At 46.1% G+C, this 17,878-nt stretch carries 15 protein-coding genes; 8 read left to right on the top strand and 7 right to left on the bottom strand.

Annotated features, from left to right (window positions below; translation table 11 throughout):
• Nucleotides 1-14 precede the first annotated feature (14 nt).
• Nucleotides 15-983, bottom strand: coding sequence for a tRNA dihydrouridine synthase DusB (dusB, locus tag SSED_RS21455; protein ID WP_012144452.1), 969 nt, complete (start codon nt 981-983; stop codon nt 15-17).
• 151 nt (nt 984-1,134) lie between these two features.
• Nucleotides 1,135-2,016, bottom strand: a complete 882-nt coding sequence (gene prmA, locus SSED_RS21450) for a 50S ribosomal protein L11 methyltransferase (protein ID WP_012144451.1) — start codon at nt 2,014-2,016, stop codon at nt 1,135-1,137.
• A gap of 524 nt (nt 2,017-2,540) precedes the next feature.
• Here prmA and SSED_RS21445 point away from each other — a divergent pair.
• From SSED_RS21445 to SSED_RS21425, 5 genes are all read left to right on the top strand, one after another.
• Nucleotides 2,541-3,266, top strand: coding sequence for a fumarate reductase cytochrome b subunit (locus SSED_RS21445; RefSeq protein WP_012144450.1), 726 nt, complete (start codon nt 2,541-2,543; stop codon nt 3,264-3,266).
• A 158-nt stretch (nt 3,267-3,424) separates the two neighbouring features.
• A complete protein-coding gene (locus SSED_RS21440; protein ID WP_012144449.1) occupies nt 3,425-4,093 on the top strand; it encodes a fumarate reductase cytochrome b subunit in 669 nt (222 codons plus the stop codon).
• A 111-nt stretch (nt 4,094-4,204) separates the two neighbouring features.
• Nucleotides 4,205-6,229 carry a fumarate reductase flavoprotein subunit gene (locus SSED_RS21435; protein WP_012144448.1) on the top strand — a complete coding sequence of 675 codons (2,025 nt, stop codon included), beginning with the start codon at nt 4,205-4,207 and terminating at the stop codon, nt 6,227-6,229.
• Nucleotides 6,226-6,957 carry a fumarate reductase iron-sulfur subunit gene (locus tag SSED_RS21430; RefSeq protein WP_012144447.1) on the top strand — a complete coding sequence of 244 codons (732 nt, stop codon included), beginning with the start codon at nt 6,226-6,228 and terminating at the stop codon, nt 6,955-6,957. The genes SSED_RS21435 and SSED_RS21430 overlap by 4 nt, the downstream gene beginning before the upstream one ends.
• A 113-nt stretch (nt 6,958-7,070) precedes the next feature.
• The gene (locus tag SSED_RS21425; RefSeq protein WP_012144446.1) at nt 7,071-7,973 is read left to right on the top strand and encodes a LysR family transcriptional regulator; all 903 of its coding nucleotides are present in this window, start codon (nt 7,071-7,073) and stop codon (nt 7,971-7,973) included.
• Nucleotides 7,974-8,251: 278 nt separating this feature from the next.
• Here SSED_RS21425 and rho read toward each other — a convergent pair whose 3' ends face one another.
• The gene (gene rho, locus SSED_RS21420) at nt 8,252-9,517 is read right to left on the bottom strand and encodes a transcription termination factor Rho (protein ID WP_012144445.1); all 1,266 of its coding nucleotides are present in this window, start codon (nt 9,515-9,517) and stop codon (nt 8,252-8,254) included.
• 255 nt (nt 9,518-9,772) lie between these two features.
• The gene (trxA, locus tag SSED_RS21415) at nt 9,773-10,099 is read right to left on the bottom strand and encodes a thioredoxin TrxA (RefSeq protein WP_012144444.1); all 327 of its coding nucleotides are present in this window, start codon (nt 10,097-10,099) and stop codon (nt 9,773-9,775) included.
• A gap of 174 nt (nt 10,100-10,273) precedes the next feature.
• Here trxA and rhlB point away from each other — a divergent pair, with 174 nt between their 5' ends.
• Entirely contained in the window at nt 10,274-11,581 is a 1,308-nt protein-coding gene (rhlB, locus tag SSED_RS21410; RefSeq protein ID WP_012144443.1) for an ATP-dependent RNA helicase RhlB, read from the top strand.
• A gap of 11 nt (nt 11,582-11,592) precedes the next feature.
• Nucleotides 11,593-12,510, top strand: a complete 918-nt coding sequence (locus SSED_RS21405) for a Ppx/GppA phosphatase family protein (RefSeq protein WP_012144442.1) — start codon at nt 11,593-11,595, stop codon at nt 12,508-12,510.
• Here SSED_RS21405 and SSED_RS24885 read toward each other — a convergent pair.
• Nucleotides 12,481-12,795 carry a hypothetical protein gene (locus SSED_RS24885; protein WP_041421845.1) on the bottom strand — a complete coding sequence of 105 codons (315 nt, stop codon included), beginning with the start codon at nt 12,793-12,795 and terminating at the stop codon, nt 12,481-12,483. The genes SSED_RS21405 and SSED_RS24885 overlap by 30 nt on opposite strands.
• A gap of 80 nt (nt 12,796-12,875) precedes the next feature.
• Between SSED_RS24885 and SSED_RS21395 the strand changes: the two genes are divergently transcribed.
• Nucleotides 12,876-15,860, top strand: coding sequence for a TonB-dependent receptor (locus SSED_RS21395; protein ID WP_012144441.1), 2,985 nt, complete (start codon nt 12,876-12,878; stop codon nt 15,858-15,860).
• Between the two features lie 56 nt (nt 15,861-15,916).
• Here the strand turns inward: SSED_RS21395 and SSED_RS21390 are convergent, their stop codons facing one another.
• Both SSED_RS21390 and hemB read right to left on the bottom strand, forming a co-directional pair.
• On the bottom strand, nt 15,917-16,456 hold the full coding sequence (locus SSED_RS21390) for a thioredoxin family protein (RefSeq protein ID WP_012144440.1): 540 nt from the start codon (nt 16,454-16,456) through the stop codon (nt 15,917-15,919).
• A gap of 296 nt (nt 16,457-16,752) precedes the next feature.
• A complete protein-coding gene (gene hemB, locus SSED_RS21385) occupies nt 16,753-17,769 on the bottom strand; it encodes a porphobilinogen synthase (protein ID WP_012144439.1) in 1,017 nt (338 codons plus the stop codon).
• Between the last annotated feature and the right edge of the window lie 109 nt (nt 17,770-17,878).

Below are 17,878 nucleotides of genomic sequence, written 5' to 3'. Positions count from 1 at the left end.
ATTCTGCTCTTTAATTAATTCTGTGCAATTTCATCAAAATAGCGTTCCACCATGGAACCTTGTTCTTCAACAGTTTCCAGCCGATTAAATTCGGCCCGGAATGGACGCTGTTCATCTTGGTCCAAATACCATCCAACATGTTTTCTAGCGAAACGGATACCCTTATATTCACCATACAGAGCATATAAGTTTTTAAGATGTTCCAGCATCACAAGACGCTTTTCATCCATCTCAACAGGCGCTAGCTTATTACCCGTTTCCAGATAATGTTGAATTTCTCGGAAAATCCAAGGCCTTCCTTGAGCACCCCGACCTATCATGAGAGCATCGGCACCGGTCTGATCTAACACAAAACGTGCTTTTTCAGGAGTGACAATATCTCCGTTAGCAACAACAGGGATCGAGACATTCTTTTTAATAGCTTTAATCGTGTCGTACTCGGCATTTCCCTTGTACATGCACTGCCTGGTTCTGCCGTGAACGGCTAATGAGGCAATACCACAATCTTCGGCTATCTGGGCGATTTGAACACCATTCCTATGCTCCGGAGCCCATCCAGTTCGAATTTTCAGTGTTACCGGTACATCCACTGCGGCAACCACGGCTTGTAAAATTGCTTTTACCTGCACAGGGTCTTGCAGTAAAGCTGAACCAGCTAGCTTTCTATTCACTTTCTTCGCAGGGCAACCCATATTGATATCAATGATCTGTGCCCCTTGTTGTACGTTGACAACGGCGGCATTGGCCATTAACTCAGGATCGGCACCTGCTATTTGTACTGAGCGTATCCCATCTTCACCAGCATGACTCATGCGCTGGCGGCTCTTATCGGTATCCCAAACATCAGGATTCGACGAAAGCATCTCCGACACCGCCATGGCTGCACCATAACGAAGACATAGATTTCTAAAGGGTTGGTCTGTGACACCTGCCATTGGTGCCACGATCAACCGGTTTTTCAGTTGATAGGGTCCAATCTGCATTTTCAACATACCTTAGCGCTTCAAAGGGGCGCTATAGTACGCCTTTTTTGAGCTGGTGAAAAGGTCAATAAATGACCTGAGAGAAACTTTTTTTCTTGACTTTTGAAAGCTGAGAAATCTTAGGCGGCACAGGGTGTACCGCCCATTACCGCTATTTGCGTATTCCTGTCAAGCGGCTCCAATCCTCTTTGTGAGCAGGCTCATCCATATCGAACCATTGAGTGTAAAACTCCGCAACCTCTTCGGCTTGTTCTTTAAGTAGTCCGGACAAGGCCAATTGGCCGCCGGTTTTTACTTTTTCGGCAATTAAAGGAGCAAGCTCTCTCAGCGGGCCCGCAAGAATGTTTGCCACTAAGATATCGGCCTGTAGATCTTTCGGTTGATCTTCGGGAAGGAAGAGGGCTAATTGATCTTCGACACCATTGCGTTCTGCATTGGCCTTAGATGCGTCGATGGCTTGGTAATCGATGTCGATGCCGGTAACTTTAGTCGCGCCGAGTTTCAGTGCTGCGACGGCTAAGATGCCTGAGCCACAACCAAAATCGATCACCTCTTTATCGGCAAAATCTAAGCTATCTAACCACTCCAGACAGAGGGCTGTCGTTGGGTGAGTACCGGTACCAAATGCTAACCCTGGATCTAAGATGATATTAACGGCATCTGGATCGGGGATTTCGCGCCAGCTGGGACAGATCCATAAGCGTTCACCGAACTTAATCGGGTGAAAGTTATCCATCCACTCACGTTCCCAGTCTTTATCTTCGACTTGCTCAATCTTGTAGGAAAAGTCTTCGCCTAAATAGGGTTGCAGTTTGAGCTGCTCAACGACAATGGCAAGATCTCTATCGGCTTCAAAGAGTGCTGTTAGCACTGTGTGATTCCACAGCGGCGTCTCACCTAGAGTAGGCTCATAAATAGGCGTGTCTTTACCATCTTCCAGGGTAATAGACAGAGAGCCTTCCTCCATTAACAGATCGCTCAAGGCATCTGCATGTTGGTTATCGGTATCAATTTTTAACTGGATCCAAGGCATGGGATCGTCTCTTTAAGTTCTGCAATTGAGCTATTGTAATACCAATCACATTAAATATGTAATCAATTCAGAGTCACTCAGATTTTTCAACTCAAGAGGCATAGACACTGAATTAGTTTTCCCTTTTAAGTCAGGGCTACACTTGGGGGAAACGGTCGAGATATTCCGTCCACCGCTTGATGGGTAAAGTCAGTGGTTAGCTTGCTTCGATAGTTAATGAACTTGCTCCGGCTATCAAGCAATTAAATCGGAAGGTAATGAATGAAATTTGCTAAATCATACCGATATGGTTGGTGTTCCACCAAAGTTGGTCATGATTGTTTCGTTTGAAAATTCTGTCTAACTCATTGAATTGGGGTGGTTAAATGGTATGACCTTTGTTTTGTGTGACCCCCTTTGTTTGTGATCTGCTTCAAATAGCCGAAGGTAAGGCTGTGAGTTTGGTCACGTTTTAATCAGGACGTTGTTCTTAGTTCTATTCTTCTTGATAAGGTGTAAATCCCGACAATAGGCACTATAAGAAAATGACTGTGAGAACTTTACTTCCCGAAACAAGCATCCCTGGCATTGTAGGACACCCCTGGTCTGCAAAGGCAGATAAAATTCAAAGTGTCACAGGCATATTACTTGGCTGTTTTTTATTGGCTCACCTGCATTTTGAGTCCAGTATCCTGCTGGGAAAAGAGGCCTTCTATCAAGTCGTTCAGATCCTCGAGGGGGGAATGTTTAGTGAAACGGGCCATGGTTTCCCCGTCGTTACCAAAGTATTTTCCGTGTTTATTCTTATTGTCGTTATGTTACATGCCGCTGTGGCACTGAGACGTTTTCCGGCTCAATTGGGACAATGGCGAGCACTGCGTCGTCATATGAACGGCATTAACCATAAGGATAGCCACGCCTGGTTTTGGCAGCTCGTTACCGGGTTTATTCTGTTTTTCCTGGCACCGGTACATGTCTTTACCATGATAACGAATCCTGAAATCGGGCCACACCTTTCCGCGGAGCGTGTTTACCATGCGAACGCCTGGTTACTCTACGCGCTGCTTCTTCCTGCCGTGGTTATTCACGCCATGATTGGTCTCTATCGTGTCGCGGTTAAATGGGGCCTGACTGCAAACAGAAGAGGCTTGAGAAAAATCATCAAGGTGTTGATCATCTATCTGATCGTCATCGGTTCATTGAGCCTGCTCTCCTACATGATAATCGGTAGTGATTTGGCGCTCCCTGTCCAACCCTTTGTGCCTGAATAGTCAGCAAAACCTCATGAAGATGAGTATTTTAGAACTTGGTTGATTATTTAATCCTGTTTTGATCTGCCTCACGGTTTTTAGGCGATATGTGAGCGACATTATGATTAGTCTATTCGATGACTTTTTTTAATGTTGCAACATTAATTCGGTGAGGATATATGGCGATAACAAAAACAATAAAAAACTGTAGTGGCTGGCTCGATATGAGCCAGAGTGTGTCAGGCGTTATTTTGGCCGTGTTCTTGTGGACACATTTAATACTGGTGTCATCAATACTGCTCGGCGCCGACGCAATGACCTGGGTCGCGGGCATGATGGAGCTGAACTTTTTGAGTGCCGATGGCCATGGTTACCCTTGGGTGGTGTCAATCATTGCCATCGCTATCGCAAGTTTAGTGCTGGTTCATGTGTTAATTGCGGTTCAAAAGCTGCCTCTGAGCTTGAGACAACAGATTGCACTAAGAAAGCAGATGGCCTCAATCAGTCATGGAGATACCAAACTCTGGGTCTGGCAGGCCGTTACGGGGGTCGGTATCTTGCTGATGTTACCCGTACACCTGTGGCTTATCGGCTCGGCACCAGAGACTATCGGTCCTTCAGGATCCGCAGACAGGATCTGGAATGATGGTGTATGGATGTTGTATATGCCGCTTCTGCTCTGCGTAGAGTTACATGCCGCCATCGGAGTATATCGAGTCGCCATAAAATGGGGCGCCGCCCGAGATCTCAATACCCGAGCTCGAATGAAAAAGATAAAAACGATAGTGAGTGTGGTATTTGTGGTTATCGGCATGGCGTCATTGCTGGCGTTTCTTCCACACGCATAGCGAGAAGGTGTCAGGCATTCAAAGAGCCTGAAACTGTTCCCACTAAAATCTAAATGATTAGTTTGAAATGATAAAAATAATGAGCCCTCAAGCCCTATGTAAGGAGCAAGTGTGAAACTGATATATACCGATTCTTTAGTAGTCGGAGCTGGACTGGCCGGACTCAGAGTTGCTATCGCCTCTAAAGAGCGTGGCCTTGACACTGTAGTGTTATCACTTATTCCTGCAAAACGATCGCATTCTGCAGCCGCTCAAGGTGGTATGCAGGCGAGTCTTGGAAATACCGTTAAAGGTATGGGTGATGATGAAGATATCCATTTTCAGGATACGGTCAAAGGTTCTGACTGGGGCTGCGATCAGGATGTGGCAAGGATGTTTGCTCATTGTGCTCCTAAAGCCGTGCGTGAGCTAACGAACTGGGGGGTGCCGTGGACACGTGTGACTAAAGGCCCTCGTCAGGTGGTCGTTAACGCCGAAAAGGTGACTATCGAAGAGGCCGAAGAGGCTCATGGTCTGATTAATGCGCGGGACTTTGGTGGTACTAAAAAGTGGCGAACCTGTTATACCGCCGATGGTACCGGTCACTCACTTCTTTATGCCGTCGATAACAAAGCCATCTCTCTCGACATACCCGTTCACGAAAGAGTCGAGGCATTATCCCTTATTCACGACGGCAAGCGGTGTCATGGTGTCGTTGCCCGCTGCATGATAACGGGCGAGCTTCGGGCCTATATTGCCAAGTCGACCACGATTGCAACCGGGGGCTATGGCCGCATCTATGAAGTGTCGACCAATGCTATTATCTGTGAGGGAATAGGGCAGGCGCTCGCGCTGGAAACCGGTGTGGCAAAACTTGGCAATATGGAGGCGGTACAGTTCCATCCAACCGCCATCGTGCCGGTCGGTATTTTGACAACCGAAGGTTGTCGTGGTGACGGAGGCCTGTTAAGAGATAAAGATGGCCACCGTTTTATGCCGGACTATGAGCCTGAAAAGAAAGAACTCGCTTCCCGTGATGTCGTATCACGTCGTATGACCGAACATATTCGCAAAGGCAAGGGGGTCGATAGCCCTTATGGTCCTCACCTGTGGTTAGATATTACGCTTCTTGGTCGTAAACATGTCGAAACCAACCTGCGTGAAGTGAAAGAGATCTGTGAGAGCTTCTTAGGTATCGACCCTGCAAAAGATTGGATCCCGGTTCGCCCGACTCAACATTACTCTATGGGTGGTATACGCACCGATAAAACAGGACAAAACCCTCAGCTAAAAGGCTTATTCAGTGTGGGCGAAGCCGCTTGTTGGGACATGCATGGCTTCAACCGTCTGGGTGGCAACTCGCTGGCCGAGACTGTAGTTGGCGGCATGATTATCGGTAAATATGTAGCCGATTTCTGTCAGGAAAATACCTTAGAGATCAACACTGGTTTGGCCGAATCCTTTGTGGACAAGGTACGTAATGAGATAGATGAACTTGTCGAAGGTCCGGGAACTGAGAGTCCATTCGCTTTGAGAAAAGAGATGGAACGGATCATGATGAACTATGTCGGTATCTTCCGTAATGGCCCTGAGTTAGAGAAGGCTGTGACTGAGCTTCAAGCGTTATTGAAGCGTGCCAAAAACTTAGGCCTTAAGTGTAAGAAACGCCACGCGAACCCTGAGTTGGTCGAAGCACTGCGCGTGAAGCGCATGCTTAAGGTCGCATTGACGGTTGCCTGTGGCGCTGCAGCGCGAACAGAGAGTCGTGGCGCTCACGCTCGAGAAGATTTCCCGCAACGTAACGATAAAGACTGGTTGAACAGAACCTTGTCCAGCTGGCCCGATGAAAATGCACTCACACCTGAGCTAGACTACGAAGAGCTCGATGTGATGAAGATGGAGTTGCCACCCGGATATCGCGGCTATGGGATTAACAATGCGATTGCCCATCCCGATACCGATAAGCGCGAAAAAGAGATCACTAAAATTTTAAGTGAGCTGGGAGATGACGCCGATCGTTATCAGCGTCAGCAAGCATTGATGCCATTCGAAGTTCCTGAAGCTTTGATGGCGAGAAATGAACGCTTATGTGACAACTTAGATAGACCTGCCTCAGCCGTGCCTGGAGAAGAGTCTGAAGGAGAGCAAGCATTATGAGTCAGGGCCGCACATTAACCTTTAATATTTTTCGCTACGACCCTCAAGAGCCGGGTGACAAGCCTAAGATGGTGAAATACCAGCTCGAAGAAGCGCCGGGAATGACCGTGTTTATCGCACTCAATATGTTGCGTGAACATCAAGATACCTCTCTGCAGTTCGACTTTGTCTGCCGGGCAGGAATATGTGGTAGCTGTGCCATGGTGATCAATGGTTTCCCGACACTGGCATGCCGTACATTAACCAGTAAATATCCCAAGGGCGAAATTACTCTGATGCCACTGCCTGGCTTCGAATTAATCGGCGACTTGTCGGTTAATACGGGGAAATTTATGCGTGAACTCGCCGAACGTCTTAAGTTATGGCTACAACCTAACTTAGATGATGTCGACGTGCATCGTCTCGAAGCTCCAATGGCTCCGGAAGAAGCGGCTAAGCTGTATGAGTTAGAGCGTTGTGTCGAGTGTGGTGTCTGTGTCTCAGCCTGTGCGACTAAGCAGATGCGTGACAGTTTTGTCGGCGCTGTAGGTATGATGAAAATTGCACGCTTCGAGCTGGATAGCCGTGATGAGCGCACCGTGGAAGATTTCTACCATGTTATCGGTAATCAGGATGGTGTATTTGGTTGTATGACCCTGTTAGGTTGTCAGGATAACTGTCCCAAAGATCTACCGCACATGCAGCAGATAGCTTATCTTAGACGTAAGATGGCGGGTGCACTCGTTTAATTACAGTCTGAAGTGAAGCCATTGGTATAAAGCCTGCTTTAAAGCAGGCTTTCTTTTTTTATGCAGACCTCATAGCATGATGCTTATACTGGTATTAATTTAGGCCTAACACCATGCAGATAAACGATCTAAGGCTTTTTGTTCGGGTTGCCGATTGTGGCAGCATCACGGCCGCGGCTACAGAGTTAGAACTCTCTCCGGCTACGGCGAGTGCAGCACTTAAGCGGTTAGAGAAACAACTTGGAACCAGCTTGTTTATTCGCAGCACAAGAAGCCTTAGGCTTACCGATACCGGTGAACGTTATCTGATACATTGTCGCAGAGCATTATCAGACTTAGCGCTGGGCCAGCAAGCGGTTAATGACGTGAGGGAGAAGATCTCTGGTGTCGTCAGTCTTGCTGTGCCATCGGATGTGGGTCGCCACGTTTTACTGCCTTGGCTAGATGAGTTTATGGATCAATATCCTGAACTCAAGCTTAGGCTACATATCGGCGATACATTATCTGATTTTTATCATGATAAAGTCGATGTGGCACTGCGTTTAGGTACGCCCAAAGACTCATCCTTAGTCGCCTTTGAGATAGCTAAAGTGAAAAGGCTACTCTGTGCCTCTCCAGCATATATCGCCAAGTATGGTGAGGTCACCACAATCGATCAGTTATCAGATCACAACTGTTTGTTTTTTATGTTAGAAGAACGGACTCATGATCAGTGGCGATTCAGCAAGAATGGCCGTGAATTTAAGGTCAGAGTCACGGGGAATCGTACCTGTAATGACGCTGAGGTTGCAAGGCGCTGGGCAGTGGCTGGTAAAGGTGTTGTTTACAAATCCTCTCTGGATTTAGAGGGGGATATTACCAGTGGAAGACTGGTACCAATGATGACAGATTATCAAGGTGAATCGGCCGATCTCTATCTTGTATGCCCAGGAAGAGAGCATGTCACGCCAGTTATCTTGTTATTAAGAGATATGCTGAGAGAAAGGTGTAGGCAGAGGCTGGAAGCTAGGGGCTAGTCTATAGAACCTAGAACCTAGAACCTAGAGCCTAGAGCCTAGAACCTAGAGCCTAGAGCCTAGAACCTAGAGCCTAGAGCCTAGAACCTAGAACCTAGGAGCCTTTGGTGTGTTCTGACCCCAAAGGATGGAGGAAATGCCAATCGATGTCTGGAACATTGATGGCCTGACACAACGTCTATTTTTATCCATCCATGGAAAATAGACATAAGTGTTCCAGACACAAAAAAGCCGCAACATGTGCGGCTTTCTTTATGCTTTTTAGAACCTAGGAACTCTTAAGTCTTAGCACGCTTCATTGCCTTGAAGAACTCATCGTTAGTCTTGGTCATAGCCAATTTATCGATAAGGAACTCCATACCTGTCACTTCATCCATCGGATTAAGAATCTTACGTAGGATCCACATCTTCTGCAGTTCATCCGGCGTGGTTAGCTTCTCTTCACGACGAGTACCCGAGCGGTTAAAGTCGATGGCTGGGAAGACGCGTTTTTCAGCAGCTTTACGGGATAGGTGTAACTCTTGGTTACCCGTACCTTTAAATTCTTCGTAGATGACTTCATCCATCTTAGAACCCGTATCAACTAGCGCAGTTGCAATAATCGTTAAGCTTCCGCCGTGCTCGATGTTACGAGCCGCACCGAAGAAACGCTTAGGACGATGTAGTGCGTTAGCGTCGACACCACCGGTAAGTACTTTACCCGATGATGGGATAACTGTGTTGTATGCACGAGCGAGGCGCGTGATTGAATCGAGTAAGATGACGACATCTTTCTTATGCTCAACAAGACGCTTTGCCTTCTCGATTACCATCTCTGCCACTTGTACGTGACGGCTGGCTGGCTCATCGAAGGTAGAAGCAATGACTTCACCTTTAACCATGCGCTGCATTTCTGTGACTTCTTCCGGACGCTCATCGATTAGCAGAACCATCAATACCACATCGGGATTATTGTAGGTGATACTTTGAGCCATGTTCTGAAGAAGTAGTGTCTTACCAGCCTTAGGCGGCGCAACAATCAAACCACGCTGACCTTTACCGATAGGTGAGCAGAGGTCGAGAATTCTTGAGGTAATATCTTCTGTCGAACCATTACCACGTTCCATACGCATACGTTCTTCTGCGTGCAGTGGAGTCAGGTTTTCGAAAAGGATTTTGGTACGGGAGTTTTCTGGCTTGTCAAAGTTGACTTCGGAGACTTTCAGTAGTGCAAAATAACGTTCACCTTCTTTAGGTGGGCGAATCTTACCGAAAATGCTATCACCCGTTCGCATACTGAATCTACGGATCTGACTTGGAGAGACATAAATATCGTCGGGACCTGCAAGGTAAGACGCGTCGGCACTACGCAGGAAGCCAAATCCATCCTGCAAGATTTCTAATACTCCGCCACCAAAAATATCTTCACCGCTTTTGGCGTGGGCTTTAAGGATTGAAAATATAATGTCCTGCTTACGAGCACGGGCAGTATTTTCAACTTTCATTTCTTGGGCTAGTAGTACTAAGTCTGAAATCGACGTGTCTTTTAATTCTGATAAATTCATCTTGGAGGGTCTTTTTATGCGAGAAATGCTATCTGTGATCAACGGGTAATAAAATAAAGGATATTGATCGAATAGCGAGATGTGGTTTGTTTGAAATACCGTGGTTATTAAAGTAGCACTATAGTCGCGGTGCGTCTAGAAATTTAGTCAAACCAGACTGATTTTCTTGTTGACGCTGTGTCAGGTGTCACCTAAGGGGCTGAAACTTGTTCTACAACATAAAAATTCATGTTGTAGAACTGCTGCTATCCAAGACTATAGCTGGGCGTCGATAAACTCTTTCAGTTGAGTTTTAGAAAGCGCGCCAACTTTTGTTCCGGCCAATTCGCCGTTCTTGAAAATAAGCAAAGTTGGGATGCCACGAACGCCGTATTTAGCTGGCGATACATTGTTTTGATCCACATTCAGCTTAGCGATGGTGACCTTACCTGCATACTCTTCGGCAACGTCATCAAGGATTGGGGCAATCATTTTACAAGGGCCACACCACTCAGCCCAAAAATCTACGATCACTGGTAGCTCAGAGTTAATTACGTCATTTTCGAAGCTGTCGTCACTTAGGTATACAATTTTGTCGCTCATGATGTTCTCCAGTTAGATTGCCATTGCTGGTTTGTTAATGGCTTAACCTGTATATTGGGTTTGAAAAAAACTTTTCAAGGTAGAATTAATCGACTTTAAAGCTACTTTTTATTATTAGTCGCTATTTCAAACGATTGAGTTTCTTATTGCAACCCCAACTGGTATGCTGCCGCTATGAGCGAAACACATTTATCTAATCAGAAGTTTGCCGACTTTTCTCTTCAAACAGAGATAAAAACAGCACTTAACGAGAGCGGCTTTGAATACTGCACGCCTATTCAAGCGTTATCTCTACCTATTCTTCTTCAGAAAAAAGATATTGCGGGTCAAGCGCAAACTGGCACGGGAAAAACGTTAGCTTTTCTTGTTGCCACGTTCAATCACCTGCTTACCACCCCTATTCCGGAAGGCCGCCAGCTTAATCAGCCCAGAGCGATTATTATGGCCCCCACTCGTGAACTTGCAATTCAGATCGCCAAAGATGCGGATCTGCTTGCTAAACACACAGGACTGAAAGTCGGAATAGTCTACGGTGGCGAAAGTTATGAAGTTCAGCGTAAAGTGCTGGATAAAGGTGTCGATATTCTTATCGGAACTACTGGCCGTATCATAGATTATGTTCGTCAGGGAATCATTAACGTCAGTGCAATTCAAGCTGTCGTTTTAGATGAAGCCGATCGTATGTTTGACCTCGGCTTTATTAAAGATATTCGTTTCCTTTTCAGACGCATGCCAGATGCCAAGTCGCGTCTGAATATGCTGTTTTCTGCTACTCTGTCGATGAAAGTGCAGGAGCTGGCTTATGATCATATGAATGAGCCAGAGAAAGTTGAAATCGCACCGAACGAAAAAACCTCTAAGAACATCAAAGAGGAGATCTTCTATCCATCTATGGATGAGAAGATGCGTCTGTTGCTTACCCTTCTCGAGGAAGATTGGCCGGACAAGGCGATTGTATTCTCAAATACCAAACACAGCTGTGAAAAATTATGGTCTTGGTTAGAAGGCGATGGACACCGAGTTGGATTATTGACCGGCGATGTTCCACAAAAGAAACGTATTCGTATTCTTGAGCTGTTCACCGAAGGAAAACTTGATGTTCTGGTTGCTACCGATGTAGCCGCTCGTGGTTTGCATATTTCAGATGTTTCTCACGTATATAACTATGATCTTCCCGATGATTGCGAAGATTATGTACACCGCATTGGCCGTACGGGTCGCGCGGGTAAGAAAGGTGTATCGGTTAGTTTTGCCTGTGAAGAGTATGCGTTGAACTTGCCTGCAATTGAAGAGTATATCAATCACACTATTCCTGTGACTAACTATGATAGCGAAGCGTTACTGGATGACATTCCAGCTCCTGTCAGAGTACACAGAAAGCATAACAGTCGACCTCAGGGACGTTCTGGCTCGGGTGGAAAGCCACGTAGTGGCAATCGTAACGCCCCACGTCGTCACGACAAAACTCGCAGACACTCGTAAGCATGCGATAGATGTCAAATACTCCTCCATACGCAGCGATTACGTTAGGTTCGAATAGTTTCAACATGTTGGTTGCCAAGACACTTGGTGGCCAACCTGAAATTATTGCTAAATATAAACGCAAAGTCAGACTGGCCGAAGGAATTCAAGGCGATGGTACCTTAAGTGAAGAGGTGCTGAACCGAGGATTGGATTGCTTGGCTATGTTTGCAAAAATGCTGAAGGAGGAGGGTGTTGCCCCTGATAATGTTGCCGTTATTGCAACTGCAACACTCAGACATATCGGCAACTCGGATGATTTTTGCCAACGCGCCTTACCCATTCTTGGTCACCCTATTGAGATCATCTCAGGTATGCAGGAAGCCGAGTTTATCTATCAAGGTATGGTTGCGACTACGTGTGCGGAAGGTCGTCGACTGGTGATCGATATCGGGGGCGCTAGCACCGAATTTATTATCGGTGACGATGATAAGGTTTTGCTTAAAACCAGTCTCTCTATGGGATGCGTGACTTTCAATGAACGCTTCTTTAACTCCTTTCCATTCCAACAGTTAGATTTCGACGATGCCGAGTCGCAAGTTAAAGCCGTTTTGGGGCAATATTTAACTGAACTGAAGGCTTTAGGTTGGCATTGTGTTGTCGGAGCTTCCGGCAGTGTGCAATCTGTGGTTGAGTTACTGAATCATCGCAATGAATCAGCAAGTATCACTCCTGCTGTGCTCAACACTCTGAAGCAAGAGATCTTAGAGCAAGAAGATATCTCGATGCGGGACATTAGCGGATTACACCCAGAAAGAGCACCGACTTTTGCCGCCGGCATATCCATACTACTGGCCCTGTTCGAGCTTCTTGAAATTGAAAAGCTTAACCTTTCTGGCGGCGCGCTTAGAGAAGGGGTGCTACAGAGGTTGGCAAACCGAATCAAGTAGTGAGTCGTTGACTTTATCCCTCTCCCTTTTCTCATTTGCAGCACCAGCACCAGCACCAGCACCAGCACCAGCACCAGCACCAGCACCAGCACCAGCGTCAACGTGAATATTTCTCAAGTTCACCCAGCCTATACTTGTGTTGAAACCATAAAATCTTCCGCTACCTCTCTTTATCTGGCGCTTTTTCGATCTCCATGTAGATGGCAAGATCAGGGCGTATTCAACTTCAACTTGGATATTGCAGATTGTATAAAATATGTAAGCTGTGTTATCGTTTTGTTGCACTTGGCTCGTTTTGTACCCACATCTACTAATAATATTTCTGCTAAGTGCTTACTCAGAGAAGGTTTAAGGGAGAATAAATTATGTCTGGAAGTAATGCGCTTAAGCGATTTACACCAAGAAAAACGCTTGCTGCGATCGCCGTAGGTTCAGTATTGATGATGTCGGCACCGGGAGTGATGGCTGCCGATACCAGTATCGTAAAAGGTCATATCGTTAGCAGCGAAGGAGCGACAGTATCTAATGCGACTATCACGCTGAAACATAAGACCAAAGGTTTAGTATATACAGTTGAAACCAATGAAAAGGGTGATTACTTCTTACGTAATGTTCCCGTTGGTGATTATGACGTCAGCATTACAAAAGACGGATTCACTAAGACTCAAGAGTCTGGTGTAAGGGTTGTTATTGGACAGCCGGTTATTTTGGATGGCCAATTGACAGCCGTGGGAGTTGATAACGTTGAGCGGATCGCTGTTACGGGCAGCATGATCCGTAGAATCGATACCTCTTCTTCTACTTCCGGGGTGACCTTTAGCCAGGAAGAGCTTAATACTATGCCTGTGGACTCAGGTTTTGAAAATATTGCTCTACTTGCTCCGGGTACTGCGGCTGCTGGTGGATCAAACTTTAATGGTGCATCTAGTTTTGGTGGGTCATCTTCCGCTGAAAATGCTTATTTCTTAAACGGTCTTAATATTACTAATATTAAGACCGGTTTAAGCTCATTGTCCCTACCATGGGAAGCTATCTCTCAAACTCAAATTAAGACTGGTGGCGTAAGTCCTGAATTTGGAGGAGCATTGGGCGGTATTGTCAATGCTGTATCTAAGTCTGGTGATAACGAGTTTAAGTTTGGTGGAGAAATTCGATATGACCCATCTTCGCTTCGCGCTACTCAAGATTCAATCTATGATTACAACGGTGTAATGCAGGATGTCACCGCACAGGATAGCTATGACTTTAAGCAGGCAAAACTGTGGGTCAGTGGGGCGATAGTAGAAGACTCACTGTTTTATTATGGGCTCTACGAGCCACGTAAGGAGGAGTCCAAGTGGTCAGGACAAACGACAACTTCAGTAAGAGACCGTGAATCAGATCGTTGGTTTGCTAAGTTAGACTGGTACATGACAGAAGATCACTCTATCGGTTTCATGGCCATGAATAACAAGCGTACCTGGACAACCACAACATATGCCTATGATTGGGAAACTGATGAGATAGGCGCACAGAAAGGGGTTGATTCTCCTGGCGAGGACGGTGGTCAACTCTATAGCTTAAACTACAACGGTTACCTTTCAGATAACTTCTCCGTATCGGCAGTCGTTGGTCGTGTGGTCCAAGAAGAGAATACGGTTCCGGCTTCTACTGACCCATCGGTATGGGACGGACGCGATGGCTGGGTGAAGTTAAGTCAAGAAACGAATTCAACGCTATATAATGAAGAGTATACCCGCGATCAGGCAAGAATAGACTTTAATTGGGATCTGGAAGAGCATGCGATCAGCTTTGGGGTCGACTATACCAATGTCGCCGTAAAGTATTTAGAAACGCCTAATGGTATCGATGAAGGTGCGGGGTGGTGGCAAATCAGAACTGCCGGTGAAGGTAGCATCTCTGGGGCGGCTCCCGGAGAAGATTACATCCAACGTCGAGTAAGAGACAGATTCACCGATTCAGATGTTAGTGCACTCGCTTTCTACGTGAACGACTCCTGGCAGGCAACTGATAGCTTAGTCCTGAATATGGGACTGAGGTATACCCAATCGGAAAATACCATGTCAGATGGTACAGCCTATGTCGATTTTGACAACCAGATTGCGCCAAGACTGCAAGCTATCTATGATCTTCATGGTGATGGTAGTGCCAAAGTGTTTGCGACATATGGACGATATTACCAACCGGTTTCGGCAAACATGAACATTACTCAGGGAAGTTCGGCGAGTGACCTTATCGATTTCTATGCCTTCGATGAAGTGGATGTGAATGGCTATCCAGTATTGTTACCAGATGGCTCTCCGAGTCGTGGTGAGCTGCTAAGAGATACCTATGTACAGCAAGACAGCTCAGATTCGAATGCAGGTGAAATAGCATCGACAACTTTGAAGCCTATGTATTCAGATGAATTTACTGTCGGTTATCAGCAAGAAGTGTTCGATACCATGTCTGCAGGTGCTCGAGTGATCTGGCGAGACCTTGGCCGTGGCGTAGAAGATTCAGATATCACTTCTCCGTTAAATAAGAAGCTTGCCGAGTTAGGCTATGATTCAGTCGGTAGTACCTGGTTTTTACATAACCCAGGAGAGAGCTTAACTATTGCCAAAGATTTCGATGGCGATGGTCAAGTTGACAATGTAACGCTTTCTCCTGAGGAGATGGCCCTTCCTGGGATGCAACGTCATTATCTGGCACTAGAGTTAACACTCGATGGCAATGTTACCGAAGATTTCAGAATCAACTCCTCTTATACCCTGTCTGATAACTGGGGCAACACTGAAGGGCTTGTTAAAACCGATAATAACCAAGCCGATCCGGGTTGGACTACCTCTTATGACTATGGTGACATCATGGATCATTCATACGGCGATCTGCCAAATGATCACACTCATGTCTTCAAGTTCAATGGTAGCTATGATATTACCGAAGAGCTGATTTTTGGTTTTGTTACAAGCATCAGTTCCGGCCGTCCACAAAACTATCTCGGCCGCCATCCTTTAGGTGTTGATAGCTGTGAAGAAGGTAATGTTTGGGATGCATGTGAGGGTTACTATGGCCACTCAAGTTTCTATGATGAGAACGAAGATCCTGCACCGCGTGGTAGCCAAGGGAACCTCCCATGGGTGACTAAGTTAGATCTCTCGTTAACCTATATGACAGATCTATTTGGTGGAGACTTTACCGTCAAAGGAACCGTTTATAATGTACTTAATACCGATACGGCTACAAATATAGTAGAAACAAGAACGCGTGACGGGGAAGATGGATTGGAGTTAAATCCTGATTATGGTCGAGTCACTGACCGTCAAGAGGAGCGATTCTTCTCGTTGGTTGCACGCTACCAGTTCTAATTATATTCATTTACTAAAAAGGCCGCATCTGCGGCCTTTTTTATTTTTTTAAACGACTAAGACTTAAACATTGCCGCTAAGTCTTTCTCTAAAGACTGTTCTGGTTTCTCAATAATCCGACCGACCTCTTCGCCCTTCTGCATCACGATAAAGGTTGGGATACGAGTAAACTCATATTGAGCGGCTAATCCTTTAGGGTCGGCTTTCTCACGATCGACACCGATATAGGTGACCTTGATATTAGGGTTGTTGAGCTCTTCCATTATGCGGATAAAGCGTGGCGTTTCACGGTGGCAATCGGGACACCAGGTGCCGATAATAACGACAATTTCCGTAGGCTCTTTCAGATTTTTCAATGGGGAAATCGCTGCTGTATCGACTTTATACTCTTTATAACCTTCGCTGAAGTCACTGAGTTCGGTAACTAAGGTTTGGGCTTCAACGGCTCCTGTTAATATCACTTCTTGTTTCTCCTCGCTGCATGTGGCAATAAAGCCATCTTGCTTGTCTTCGAATGCACAACCACTTTCAGCTAATGTTTGACAGCTAAAAAATAGGGCTGTTGTGGCAAGTAATGCCTTGACGTTGGTGTTCATGATAATACCTCAGACTCCGGGAGTTCAACTAGAGTCAAATGAAACGAGTGAACCACCATTCAATCATTTCGCTGCCAGATTTAAAAGAATCTACGCTTGATCATGCTAGCTGGATCACTGTCTATATTTGTGATCGGGACTTCAGCTCACGCTCTTGTATCGCATAAGGAGAAACTTGTTAAATTGTTAGCTATCAGTAACACTGGAGAAACATAAATTTAAGGTGCTTTTTTGAGGGCCAGATACAGGAAAGCCGCATAAATGCGGCTTTCGATTAGAGCTAAAGTGAGTTTAAGTTACTTCACTTCATCCTCTTTTAGCCACTGAGCAGCTCGCTTAGCGAAGTAAGTCAGGACGCCATTTGCGCCGGCACGCTTAAAGCAGAGTAGCGACTCCATAACGATGGCTTTTTCGGCCAACCAGCCATTCTCGATGGCAGCCATATGCATGGCATATTCACCACTGACCTGATAGGCGAATGTTGGTACGGCAAGCTCTCGTTTAACCCGGGTTACGATATCGAGGTAAGGCATGCCAGGCTTAACCATGACCATATCTGCACCTTCCTGAATATCGAGGGCAACCTCATGTAAAGCCTCATCGCTATTTGCCGGATCCATCTGGTAGCTGTGTTTATTACCACCCTTTAGGTTACCCGCAGAGCCGACGGCATCACGAAATGGTCCGTAATAGTTTGATGAATACTTAGCCGAGTATGCCATGATCTGAGTGTTCACATGACCGGCTTCTTCGAGTGCCTGGCGAATCGCACCGATACGACCATCCATCATATCGGATGGGGCAACAATGTCGGCACCCGCTTCGGCATGAGACAGCGCCTGCTTAACTAATATTTCGGTAGTGATGTCATTAAGAATATAGCCATCTTCGTCGATGATGCCATCTTGACCATGAGTCGTGAATGGGTCTAAGGCGACGTCAGTCATGACACCCAGCTCAGGGAAGGCTTCCTTGAGTGCACGAACCGCACGTTGCGCCAGAGCATCGGCGTTATAAGCCTCTTCGGCCATGAGGGTTTTCTTTTCACTCGGAGTCACTGGGAAAAGTGCAATCAGCGGGATTCCCAGCTTGACGATCTCTTCGGCTTCTTTAAGCAAAAGATCGATAGAGTAGCGTTCAACCCCCGGCATAGAAGCGATCTCTTCGGTACGATTGTTACCCTCTAATACAAACATAGGGTAGATTAAATCATTCACCGAAAGCTGGTTTTCAGCCATTAAACGACGGCTAAAGTCATGTTTACGCATGCGGCGCATTCTACGCTGAGGGAAAGCACTAGTAATAATATTCACATTCGACTCCTAACTTATATCCATAGATTTTGAAAATGCAGAGTAGATATTTAAACTTCATTCGTGACCATAGCTCATCTGCAAAGCCAAACTCTTAAGGTGTGGTTTT

Origin of the sequence: Shewanella sediminis HAW-EB3 (genome assembly GCF_000018025.1) — a bacterium.
In the GTDB taxonomy this organism is placed as follows: Bacteria; Pseudomonadota; Gammaproteobacteria; order Enterobacterales; family Shewanellaceae; genus Shewanella; species Shewanella sediminis.
The sequence above is the reverse complement of the archived record's forward strand: the minus strand, read 5'-3'. Positions and strand labels throughout refer to the sequence as shown.

Coding starts and splice junctions, on each gene's coding strand:
- dusB (WP_012144452.1), bottom strand. CDS start 983: ATGCAGATTGGACCCTATCAACTGAAAAACCGGTTGATCGTGGCACCA.
- SSED_RS21405 (WP_012144442.1), top strand. CDS start 11,593: ATGTCAAATACTCCTCCATACGCAGCGATTACGTTAGGTTCGAATAGT.
- SSED_RS21395 (WP_012144441.1), top strand. CDS start 12,876: ATGTCTGGAAGTAATGCGCTTAAGCGATTTACACCAAGAAAAACGCTT.
- SSED_RS21425 (WP_012144446.1), top strand. CDS start 7,071: ATGCAGATAAACGATCTAAGGCTTTTTGTTCGGGTTGCCGATTGTGGC.
- prmA (WP_012144451.1), bottom strand. CDS start 2,016: ATGCCTTGGATCCAGTTAAAAATTGATACCGATAACCAACATGCAGAT.
- SSED_RS21440 (WP_012144449.1), top strand. CDS start 3,425: ATGGCGATAACAAAAACAATAAAAAACTGTAGTGGCTGGCTCGATATG.
- rhlB (WP_012144443.1), top strand. CDS start 10,274: ATGAGCGAAACACATTTATCTAATCAGAAGTTTGCCGACTTTTCTCTT.
- SSED_RS21390 (WP_012144440.1), bottom strand. CDS start 16,456: ATGAACACCAACGTCAAGGCATTACTTGCCACAACAGCCCTATTTTTT.
- SSED_RS21445 (WP_012144450.1), top strand. CDS start 2,541: ATGACTGTGAGAACTTTACTTCCCGAAACAAGCATCCCTGGCATTGTA.
- SSED_RS21430 (WP_012144447.1), top strand. CDS start 6,226: ATGAGTCAGGGCCGCACATTAACCTTTAATATTTTTCGCTACGACCCT.
- rho (WP_012144445.1), bottom strand. CDS start 9,517: ATGAATTTATCAGAATTAAAAGACACGTCGATTTCAGACTTAGTACTA.
- trxA (WP_012144444.1), bottom strand. CDS start 10,099: ATGAGCGACAAAATTGTATACCTAAGTGACGACAGCTTCGAAAATGAC.